Source organism: Hallella sp. (genome assembly GCF_037460745.1).
In the GTDB taxonomy this organism is placed as follows: Bacteria; Bacteroidota; Bacteroidia; order Bacteroidales; family Bacteroidaceae; genus Prevotella; species Prevotella faecis.
In genome coordinates this window covers 1-9,402 of record NZ_JAXVAE010000037.1, presented here as the reverse complement: position 1 = coordinate 9,402, position 9,402 = coordinate 1, and the positions used below count along the sequence as shown (strand labels likewise).

Sequence of the window (9,402 nt, the reverse complement as noted above, 5' to 3'; positions counted from 1 at the left end):
TTTCGCCACGCTTGTTCTGGGGCAAATCTACTCCAACAATTCTTATTGCCATTGATAATTAAATAAAAAAATAATAATACTAAATGTCATTCTTTGCTAAAAAGCATGCAAAAGTACTCATAATTTGCGAGATATCAGCACAATTGCATTTTTTTAACATTAACCCTGACGCAATTTGAACTTAGGGTTCTTCTTGTTGATGACGAACAACCGACCTTTACGACGTACGATCTTACAGTCGGCGGTGCGCTTCTTTAAAGATGTTCTTGTCTTCATATCAAAATGATATTTAAAAATTATTTGTATCTGAACTCAATACGACCCTTAGTCAAGTCGTAAGGACTCATTGCAACTTTCACTTTGTCTCCAGGAAGAATCTTGATGTAATGCAAACGCATCTTACCAGAGATGCTTGCGATGATCTTGACTCCGTTCTCAAGTTCCACACGAAACATAGCGTTGCCGAGACTCTCGATCACGGTTCCGTCCTGTTCTATAGAGGATTGCTTAGACATAATCTATAATGAATTTCAAAACTGCGATTCTATCAACACACAAAACAGACATACAAGGTTGAGTGGCGGAAGCCACCAACCCTGTAATGTCCTATTGTATCCTAATCGTATCAAGAAAATACACTCTAATCAAAGATAGGATTAATAAGCACTGACAGCACCAGCCTTGCGGGTGTGTCCTGAGTTCAACAATCCATCATAGTGGCGCATCAACATGTAACTCTCAATCTGCTGAAGCGTGTCAATAACAACACCTACAGAAATGAGAAGCGAGGTACCACCAAAGAACTGAGAGAATGCATCCTGAACGTTGAGGAGACCAGCAAGAGCAGGCATGACGGCAATGAACGCTATGAAAAGCGAACCCGGCAGGGTAATGCGAGTCATGACAGTGTCAATATACTCAGCCGTGTCATGTCCGGGCTTAACGCCTGGGATGAAACCATTATTGCGCTTCATATCCTCGGCCATTTGTGTGGGGTTGAGAGTGATGGCTGTATAGAAATAGGTAAATGCGATGATCAAAATCACATAAACCGAGTTATACAGAAGACTCTTGGTGTTAAGCAGGTTCTGGACGACCCAGCTGGCATTGTCACTCTGATAGCGTACCAAAGCCAAAGGAATGAACATCAAAGCCTGAGCAAAGATGATCGGCATCACATTGGCAGCGAACAACTTCAAAGGAATGTACTGGCGGGCACCACCATACTGCTTGTTACCCACAAGGCGCTTAGCATACTGAACGGGCACTTTACGAGTTCCCTGAACCAAAAGAATGGCTGCACAAACAACTGCGTAAAGGATAAGGATTTCAACAATGAACATCACCAATCCACCACTTGAGATAGCGGTGAAACGCGATCCAACCTCCTGCATGAAAGCCTGAGGCAGACGGGCAATAATACCGATCATGATGATCAGAGAGATACCATTTCCAACACCTTTGTCAGTGATACGTTCACCAAGCCAAAGTATGAACATGCTACCTGCTGCGAGAATGATTGTAGCCGGAATGATGAAAACACTCCATGAAATGCCGCTGGCAAGTGAAGAACTTGCCTGCGACTGGAGGTTCAACAGGTAACTCGGTGCCTGCAAGAACAGGATTCCCACTGTAAGCACACGAGTATACCATTGTATCCTTTTACGGCCACTCTCTCCCTCACGCTGCATCTTTTGGAAATAAGGCACAGCAACAGCGAGCAGCTGCATAACGATAGAAGCTGAGATATAAGGCATAATTCCAAGTGCGAAGATTGACGCATTGGAAAATGCACCACCAGAGAACATGTCGAGCAATGACATCAAGCCACCGCGAGTTTGCGACTGTAATTGGCCAAGTTTAGCCGGGTCGATACCAGGCAATACTACGAATGAACCAAAACGGTAGATAGCCGTAAACAGAAGAGTGATGAGAAGACGCTGACGCAAATCCTCAATCTTCCAACAGTTCTTTAGTGTCTCAATTAGCTTTTTCATCGTTAAATTTTAGTTGCGTTACCACCTACGGCCTTGATAGCCTCTTCAGCTGTCTTAGAGAAGGCATGAGCCTCCACGTCAACCTTAGCCTTCAGTTCGCCTTCGCCAAGAATCTTCACAAGCTTCTTGCCGTTGGTCAAACCGGCCTCCACCAACTCGGCAAGGCCGATCTTAGCGAGGTTCTTCTCCTCAGCTAGCTTCTGGAGAGCAGAAAGGTTAATCGGGAAATACTCCTTATGGTTAATATTCTTGAAGCCGCCCTTCGGTACACGACGCTGCAGAGGCATCTGGCCACCTTCAAATCCGATCTTTCTCTTATAACCAGAACGAGACTTAGCACCCTTGTGACCGCGTGTAGAAGTGCCACCCAGGCCAGAACCTGGACCACGACCGATACGACGACGAGAATGTGTAGAACCCGCAGCTGGTTTCAAATTAGATAATTTCATAATTCGTCTGAATTTAAAACATTAATTACTTAACAACCTCAACGAGGTGATGAACCTTGCGGATCATTCCACGCATGCTGGGAGCGTCCTCCACCTCAACAACCTGAGAGATCTTACGAAGACCCAGTGCCTGAAGTGTACTCTTCTGATCAATAGGAGCACCGATACGGCTCTTAATCTGCTTTACTTTAATAGTTGCCATTGTATTGTATCTCCAAATTAACCGTTAAACACCTTGTCCATAGAAACACCACGCTCACCAGCGATCTGATAAGCATCACGCATCTGAGAGAGACCGAGGATAGTTGCCTTCACCAGGTTGTGGGCGTTAGAAGAACCCTTAGACTTAGCGATGACGTCAGTCACACCAGCGCTCTCGAGAACAGCACGCATAGCACCACCAGCCTTCAAACCAGTACCGGCAGCAGCGGGCTTCAGGAGGACCTGTGCACCACCAAACTTAACCTCTACCTCATGAGGAACTGTACCCTTGAGCACGGGAACCTTCACGAGATTCTTCTTAGCAGCCTCAGTTCCCTTGGCGATAGCAGCGGTAACCTCACCAGCTTTGCCGAGGCCATAGCCGATAACACCCTTACCATCACCAACCACAACGATGGCAGCGAATGTGAAAGTGCGACCACCCTTTGTAACCTTCGTCACACGGTTGATGGCCACCAGACGATCTTTTAACTCTGCGTCACTATTTACTTTTACTCTATTCATTGCCATAATTGTTAGAAATTAAGACCTCCCTCACGAGCACCTTCAGCCAAAGCCTGAACACGGCCATGGTAGAGGTAGCCATTACGGTCGAAAACAACTGACTCAACACCAGCAGCCTTTGCCATCTCAGCTAAGAGGGCACCGACCTTCTTGGCCTGCTCAATCTTTGCGAGTTTCTCAAGTCCCAGAGAAGAGGCAGAAGCCAATGTCTTGCCGTCGATATCGTTAATCACCTGAGCATAAATCTGCTTGTTCGAGCGGAAAACGCTAAGACGAGGACGCTCAGCCGTTCCGTTAACCTTCTTGCGGATGCGGAACTTTATCTTAATTCGTCTTTCAACTTTTTTGATTGTCATAATCGTAAATCCTAATTAAAATTACTTAGCTGCTGCAGTCTTACCAGACTTTCTACGAATAACCTCACCCTTGAACAGGATACCCTTACCCTTATAAGGCTCAGGCTTGCGGAAAGAACGAATTTTAGCGCAGATGAGACCAAGCAACTGCTTATCGCAAGACTCAAGAGTGATCAGCGGGTTCTGGTTTCTCTCAGACTTAGTCTCAACCTTAACCTCCTTAGGAAGTTCCAAGAAGATGGGGTGAGTGTAACCGAGAGAGAACTCGATCAAGTTACCAGTGTTAGACACACGATAACCCACACCGACCAGCTCAAGCTCCTTCTTAAAGCCTTCGCTTACGCCAACAATCATATTGTGGACGAGTGAACGATAAAGGCCATGGAAAGCATGCTTCTGCTTGTAGTTGACAGGACTGTTCTCGTCTACCACGAATGTGATGTGACCATCAGCATTTGTGTACTTGATAGAAGGATCTACATACTGAGAAAGCTCACCCTTAGGACCCTTAACAGTTACAACGTTCTGCTTCTCGTCGAAGTTAACAGTAACACCTGACGGGATAGCGATGGGCAAATTACCAATTCTTGACATTTCTAATCCTCCAATTAATTAATAAACGTAGCAAAGAACCTCGCCACCGATCTTGAGCTCAGCAGCCTCTTTGTCAGTCATAACACCCTTGGATGTGGAAAGAATTGCGATTCCCAATCCGTTAATAACTCTCGGCATGTCCTTGTAACCTGTGTAGCGGCGCAAACCAGGTGTAGACACTCTCTTCAGACTCTTGATTGCATTCTTCTTCGTCTCGGGGTTGTACTTCAGAGCAACCTTGATAGTACCCTGAGGACCATCCTCAATGAACTTGTAGTTAAGAATGTAACCCTTTTCGAAGAGAATCTTAGTGATAGATTTCTTCAAATTAGACGCAGGAACCTCAACCACACGGTGATGAGCCATGATGGCATTTCTGAGTCTTGTCAGATAATCTGCTATTGGATCTGTCATAAATATAAAATGTTTAATTAATCGGGCCTTTCCCGACAATATTAAATAAATAATCTAGCAAGTTTTCAATGTGGCCAGTTCCGCGTCCCACGACGGAACTGTCCAACTCATTTTACTGATACATTAAAAACTGTAGCCACCCTTTGTTTACCAACTTGCCTTCTTCACACCGGGGATAAGGCCCTGAGAGGCCATCTCGCGGAACTGAATACGTGACAAACCAAACTGGCGAATGAAACCCTTCGGACGACCGGTGATCTTGCAACGGTTATGCAGACGAATGGGGTTAGCATTCTTAGGGATGGCCTGAAGCTTGCGTGCAGCCTCATAGGCTTCGGCAGGATCGGTAGCCGTAGCAATGATTTTCTTCAAAGCAGCGCGCTTTTCAGCGTAACGGGCAACCAGCTTTGCACGCTTCACTTCGCGTGCCTTCATTGATTCTTTTGCCATATTCTATTAATCGTTATTAGCATTCTTGAAAGGAAGACCGAAAGCCTTGAGCAACGCGTAACCCTCCTCGTCGGTGGCAGCTGAGGTAACGAATGTGATATTCATACCCTGCAGGCGATCCACCTGGTCGATGTTGATCTCGGGGAAGATGATCTGCTCAGTAACACCGAGCGTATAGTTGCCACGGCCATCAAACTTGCTGTTGATACCCTTGAAGTCGCGGATACGAGGCAGAGCGATACGGATCAACTTCTCGAGGAACTCGTACATACGCTCACGACGCAAAGTAACCATCACTCCGATAGGCATCTTCTTACGAAGCTTGAAGTTAGCGATATCCTTCTTAGAATATGTAGCAACTGCCTTCTGACCGGTGATTGTTGTGATCTCGTTGATAGCAACGTCGACAATCTTCTTGTCCTGTGTAGCATCACCGAGACCCTGGTTGATAACGATCTTCTTCAAGACAGGGATCTGCATTGCTGAAGAATAGTTGAACTGCTTCTGCAGAGCAGGAGCGATCACCTCTTTGTAGTGTTTCTTATACTGTGCTGTATCCATTACTTAATCTCCTCCCCTGACTTTTTAGCGATTCTCTTCACGTTCTTGCCCTCGTGCTCGATGCGAACACGTGTAGCCTTTCCGCTCTTAGGATCAATAAGGCTCAAATTTGAGATATGAATAGCTGCCTCCTGCTTCACGATACCACCCTGAGGGTTCTTTGCTGAAGGCTTGGTGCTCTTTGAGACCATGTTGACACCCTCAACGATGGCACGGTTCTCTTTGACCAGCACTTTGAGCACCTTACCCGTTTTGCCCTTGTCCTGTCCGGCAAGCACCATAACGGTATCATCTTTTCTAATGTGTAACTTACTCATTACTGTAAATGTGTTATATGATTAAAGAACCTCAGGTGCCAAAGAGACAACCTTCATGTTGACGGCGCGCAACTCACGAGCAACGGGGCCGAAGATACGGCTACCGCGCAACTCGCCTGCGTTGTTGAGCAACACACATGCGTTATCGTCGAAACGGATATACGAACCGTCAGCGCGACGGATTTCCTTTTTGGTGCGTACGATCAAAGCCTTCGAGACGGCACCCTTCTTCAAGTCGCTTGAAGGGATGACATTCTGAACAGCAACTACGATCACATCACCAACACTGGCGTAACGACGGCGAGTACCACCGAGTACACGAATGCACTTAGCCTCACGTGCGCCGCTGTTATCACAAACTGTAAGTCTTGATTCCTGCTGTATCATAATTACTTAGCTTTTTCAACGATTTGTACTAATCTCCATCTCTTTGTCTTCGAAAGAGGACGAGTCTCCATGATCTGCACGGTGTCACCCTTGTGCGCCTCATTCTTCTCGTCATGTGCGTGGTATTTCTTCGTCTTCTGAACGAACTTACCATAAATGGGGTGCATCTCCTTGAACTTAGCAGCAATAACAATGGTTTTATCCATCTTGTCGCTAATAACGACACCCTGTCTAACTTTTCTTAAATTTCTTGTTTCCATCTGGACCATTATTATTTGTTAAGTTCTCTCTGACGGAGCACCGTTTTCATACGTGCGATGTCGCGACGTGCAGCCTTAATCAGTGATGGATTCTCGAGCGGAGAGACCTGATGATTGAGCTTTGTGTTTTTCAAAGCTTCCTCAGCCTGCTCCAGCTTCTCGCGCAAGTCCTTGTCGGCGAGTTCTGTAATTTCTTTAATCTTCATAATTAAGCGTTTTTATCGTAATCACGTCTTACCACAAACTTAGTCTTCACAGGGAGTTTCTGCGCAGCGAGGCGAAGAGCCTCCTTAGCGATATCGAAACTCACGCCCTCTACCTCGAAGAGGATGCGACCCGGAGTTACAGGAGCGACCCATCCTGCGGGGTCACCCTTACCTTTACCCATTCGGACGTCGGCAGGCTTGCGAGTGATAGGTTTGTCCGGGAAAATGCGGATCCAGACTTGACCCTCACGGTTCATATAACGGTTAACGGCGACACGTGCCGCTTCAATCTGGCGGCTGTCAAGCCATATGGCCTCAAGTGTCTTGATACCGAACGAGCCAAAGGCCAGTGTAGTGCCTCTGTGGGCATTGCCCTTGTTACCACGTCCGTCTTGAGGTCTTCTATATTTTACTCTTTTTGGCTGTAACATTGTAGCTTCTTTTAACGATTATTGTTGTTTCTTCTACGGCCACCGCGGGGACGACGGTCATTAGAGCGACCACCATTCTGCTTCTCCTGAGTGAAGTTAGGCTGCAGATCACGCTTGCCATATACCTCACCGCGGCAGATCCACACCTTGATACCAAGGAGACCCACCTTAGTCAGAGCCTCAGCCTGGCAGTAGTCGATATCAGCGCGGAATGTGTGCAGAGGAGTACGTCCCTCTTTGTACATTTCCTTACGTGCGATTTCAGCACCGTTCAAACGGCCAGAGATCTGCACCTTGATACCCTCGGCACCAGCACGCATAGTGTTCTGGATAGCCATCTTGATAGCGCGACGATAAGCAATCATGTGCTCAATCTGGCTTGCGATATTCTTACCTACGATAGTAGCGTCGAGCTCAGGCTTCTTAACCTCGAAGATATTGATCTGGATGTCCTTCTTGTAGAGCTTCTTGAGCTCCTCCTTGAGTTTGTCAACATCCTGACCACCCTTACCAATGACGATACCCGGACGAGCGGTGCAAATAGTAAGGGTGACGAGCTTGAGTGTACGCTCGATGACGATACGCGAAACACTTGCCTTCTCCAAACGCTTGTTCAGATATTTGCGGATCTTCTGATCCTCAACAAGGTTGTCTCCGAAGTCTTTGCCACCAAACCAATTTGAGTCCCAACCACGGATAATACCCAGACGGTTGCTTATTGGATTAACTTTCTGTCCCATTCTGTCAATTATTTATCGTCGTTAGTTTTGGAATCAACAAACAGCGTTACGTGGTTGCTGCGCTTACGGATGCGATAGCCACGACCCTGCGGTGCTGGTCTCATGCGTTTCATTGTAACACCTTCGTCAACGAAGACCTTACTGATATAGAGTTCTCCGTCCTCAGCCTTGCGATCGTTCTTGGTTTCCCAGTTAGCGATAGCTGAGCGCAACAGCTTCTCGACGTCAGCAGCAGCGTGCTTCTTCGAGAATCTCAGCACACCGAGTGCGCGGTTTACCTCCATTCCACGGATCATGTCAACGACATAACGCATCTTGCGTGGAGATGAGGGGACTCCGTTGAGCTTAGCGAAGTACAGATTTTTGCGGGCTTCCTTAATTTTCTCAGCCGCGATATGTTTTCTTGCTCCCATTGATAATACTTATTAAAATGGTTTTTCCCGATTACTTCTTGTTGTTACCGGAATGGCCACCAAAACGGCGTGTCTGTGCAAACTCGCCCAGCTTATGACCGACCATATTCTCAGTAATGTAAACAGGGATAAATTTGTTTCCGTTGTGAACTGCAACAGTGTGTCCCACGAAATCGGGGGAGATCATTGATGCTCTGGCCCATGTCTTCACGACACTCTTCTTACCGCTCTCGTTCATTGCGAGAACCTTCTTCTCGAGAGAAACGTTAATGTACGGACCTTTTTTAAGTGAACGACTCATAACTTACTGTAATTTACTTTTTACTTCTTGTTAGCTCTCTCGATGATGTACTTGTTCGAAAGCTTCTTAGGACGACGTGTCTTAAGACCCTTAGCGTAGAGACCCTTACGAGAACGTGGGTGTCCACCAGACTGACGGCCTTCACCACCACCCATGGGGTGATCCACAGGGTTCATAACGACACCGCGGTTGTGAGGACGACGTCCGAGCCAACGTGAGCGACCTGCCTTACCAGACTGCTCAAGGGCGTGGTCTGAGTTACCTACGCTACCTACAGTAGCCTTACACGTTGAGAGGATCAAACGTGTCTCACCTGAGGGGAGCTTGATGACACAATAGTCACCATCACGAGAAGTCAACTGAGCGAAGTTACCAGCCGAACGAACGAGCAAAGCACCCTGACCGGGACGCAACTCAATGTTGTGAATCACGGTACCCACGGGGATTTTTGCGAGGGGGAGAGCATTTCCCACCTCAGGAGCAGCCTCTGCGCCTGAGAGCACTGTAGCGCCCACCTTGAGTCCATTGGGAGCAATGATGTAACGTTTCTCACCATCTGCATAGAACAGAAGTGCAATGCGAGCTGATCTGTTAGGATCGTACTCGATTGTCTTCACTACAGCAGGAACACCATCTTTCTCTCGCTTGAAGTCGACCAAACGATACTTCTTCTTGTGGCCACCGCCCAAGTAGCGCATGGTCATCTTACCGGTGTTGTTTCGACCGCCGGTTGAACGCTTACCGTAAACGAGAGACTTCTCTGGCACGGATGCAGTAATCTCCTCGAACGTGCCAATAAC

General features: G+C 47.1%; 20 protein-coding genes. All 20 read right to left on the bottom strand.

Features of this window, described 5'->3' with window-relative positions; translation table 11 throughout:
* Positions 1-159: 159 nt before the first annotated feature.
* Positions 160-276, bottom strand: coding sequence for a 50S ribosomal protein L36 (rpmJ, locus tag WKK33_RS00910; RefSeq protein ID WP_081475822.1), 117 nt, complete (start codon positions 274-276; stop codon positions 160-162).
* A 20-nt stretch (positions 277-296) separates the two neighbouring features.
* On the bottom strand, positions 297-515 hold the full coding sequence (gene infA, locus WKK33_RS00905) for a translation initiation factor IF-1 (protein WP_215760062.1): 219 nt from the start codon (positions 513-515) through the stop codon (positions 297-299).
* Between the two features lie 141 nt (positions 516-656).
* Positions 657-1,997 (bottom strand): preprotein translocase subunit SecY, encoded by a 1,341-nt coding sequence (gene secY, locus WKK33_RS00900; RefSeq protein WP_215760061.1) that lies wholly within the window; start codon positions 1,995-1,997, stop codon positions 657-659.
* A 2-nt stretch (positions 1,998-1,999) separates the two neighbouring features.
* Positions 2,000-2,446, bottom strand: a complete 447-nt coding sequence (gene rplO, locus WKK33_RS00895) for a 50S ribosomal protein L15 (RefSeq protein ID WP_215760060.1) — start codon at positions 2,444-2,446, stop codon at positions 2,000-2,002.
* A gap of 25 nt (positions 2,447-2,471) precedes the next feature.
* Entirely contained in the window at positions 2,472-2,648 is a 177-nt protein-coding gene (rpmD, locus tag WKK33_RS00890) for a 50S ribosomal protein L30 (RefSeq protein WP_337932064.1), read from the bottom strand.
* A 17-nt stretch (positions 2,649-2,665) separates the two neighbouring features.
* Positions 2,666-3,178, bottom strand: a complete 513-nt coding sequence (gene rpsE / locus WKK33_RS00885; RefSeq protein ID WP_215760058.1) for a 30S ribosomal protein S5 — start codon at positions 3,176-3,178, stop codon at positions 2,666-2,668.
* A gap of 5 nt (positions 3,179-3,183) precedes the next feature.
* Complete coding sequence (gene rplR, locus WKK33_RS00880) at positions 3,184-3,528, bottom strand: 50S ribosomal protein L18 (RefSeq protein WP_337932062.1); 345 nt, start codon at positions 3,526-3,528, stop codon at positions 3,184-3,186.
* 21 nt (positions 3,529-3,549) lie between these two features.
* A complete protein-coding gene (gene rplF, locus WKK33_RS00875) occupies positions 3,550-4,122 on the bottom strand; it encodes a 50S ribosomal protein L6 (protein ID WP_215760056.1) in 573 nt (190 codons plus the stop codon).
* Positions 4,123-4,140: 18 nt separating this feature from the next.
* The gene (gene rpsH, locus WKK33_RS00870; RefSeq protein ID WP_215760055.1) at positions 4,141-4,536 is read right to left on the bottom strand and encodes a 30S ribosomal protein S8; all 396 of its coding nucleotides are present in this window, start codon (positions 4,534-4,536) and stop codon (positions 4,141-4,143) included.
* A gap of 147 nt (positions 4,537-4,683) precedes the next feature.
* A complete protein-coding gene (rpsN, locus tag WKK33_RS00865) occupies positions 4,684-4,986 on the bottom strand; it encodes a 30S ribosomal protein S14 (protein ID WP_215760054.1) in 303 nt (100 codons plus the stop codon).
* A 6-nt stretch (positions 4,987-4,992) separates the two neighbouring features.
* Complete coding sequence (gene rplE, locus WKK33_RS00860) at positions 4,993-5,547, bottom strand: 50S ribosomal protein L5 (protein WP_215760053.1); 555 nt, start codon at positions 5,545-5,547, stop codon at positions 4,993-4,995.
* Positions 5,547-5,864, bottom strand: a complete 318-nt coding sequence (gene rplX, locus WKK33_RS00855; RefSeq protein ID WP_215760052.1) for a 50S ribosomal protein L24 — start codon at positions 5,862-5,864, stop codon at positions 5,547-5,549. The genes rplE and rplX overlap by 1 nt, the downstream gene beginning before the upstream one ends.
* 21 nt (positions 5,865-5,885) lie before the next feature.
* Positions 5,886-6,251, bottom strand: coding sequence for a 50S ribosomal protein L14 (rplN, locus tag WKK33_RS00850; protein WP_215760051.1), 366 nt, complete (start codon positions 6,249-6,251; stop codon positions 5,886-5,888).
* Positions 6,252-6,253: 2 nt separating this feature from the next.
* Positions 6,254-6,511 carry a 30S ribosomal protein S17 gene (gene rpsQ / locus WKK33_RS00845; RefSeq protein ID WP_215760050.1) on the bottom strand — a complete coding sequence of 86 codons (258 nt, stop codon included), beginning with the start codon at positions 6,509-6,511 and terminating at the stop codon, positions 6,254-6,256.
* Between the two features lie 11 nt (positions 6,512-6,522).
* On the bottom strand, positions 6,523-6,717 hold the full coding sequence (rpmC, locus tag WKK33_RS00840) for a 50S ribosomal protein L29 (protein ID WP_215760049.1): 195 nt from the start codon (positions 6,715-6,717) through the stop codon (positions 6,523-6,525).
* A 2-nt stretch (positions 6,718-6,719) separates the two neighbouring features.
* Positions 6,720-7,148, bottom strand: a complete 429-nt coding sequence (gene rplP / locus WKK33_RS00835) for a 50S ribosomal protein L16 (RefSeq protein WP_215760048.1) — start codon at positions 7,146-7,148, stop codon at positions 6,720-6,722.
* An 11-nt stretch (positions 7,149-7,159) separates the two neighbouring features.
* Positions 7,160-7,888 carry a 30S ribosomal protein S3 gene (gene rpsC, locus WKK33_RS00830; protein ID WP_337932059.1) on the bottom strand — a complete coding sequence of 243 codons (729 nt, stop codon included), beginning with the start codon at positions 7,886-7,888 and terminating at the stop codon, positions 7,160-7,162.
* 8 nt (positions 7,889-7,896) lie between these two features.
* Positions 7,897-8,301, bottom strand: a complete 405-nt coding sequence (gene rplV / locus WKK33_RS00825; protein ID WP_215760046.1) for a 50S ribosomal protein L22 — start codon at positions 8,299-8,301, stop codon at positions 7,897-7,899.
* Between the two features lie 31 nt (positions 8,302-8,332).
* A complete protein-coding gene (gene rpsS, locus WKK33_RS00820) occupies positions 8,333-8,602 on the bottom strand; it encodes a 30S ribosomal protein S19 (RefSeq protein WP_215760045.1) in 270 nt (89 codons plus the stop codon).
* A gap of 20 nt (positions 8,603-8,622) precedes the next feature.
* Positions 8,623-9,402 (bottom strand): 50S ribosomal protein L2 (rplB, locus tag WKK33_RS00815; RefSeq protein WP_337932057.1); only part of this gene is annotated, 780 nt, incomplete at its 5' end.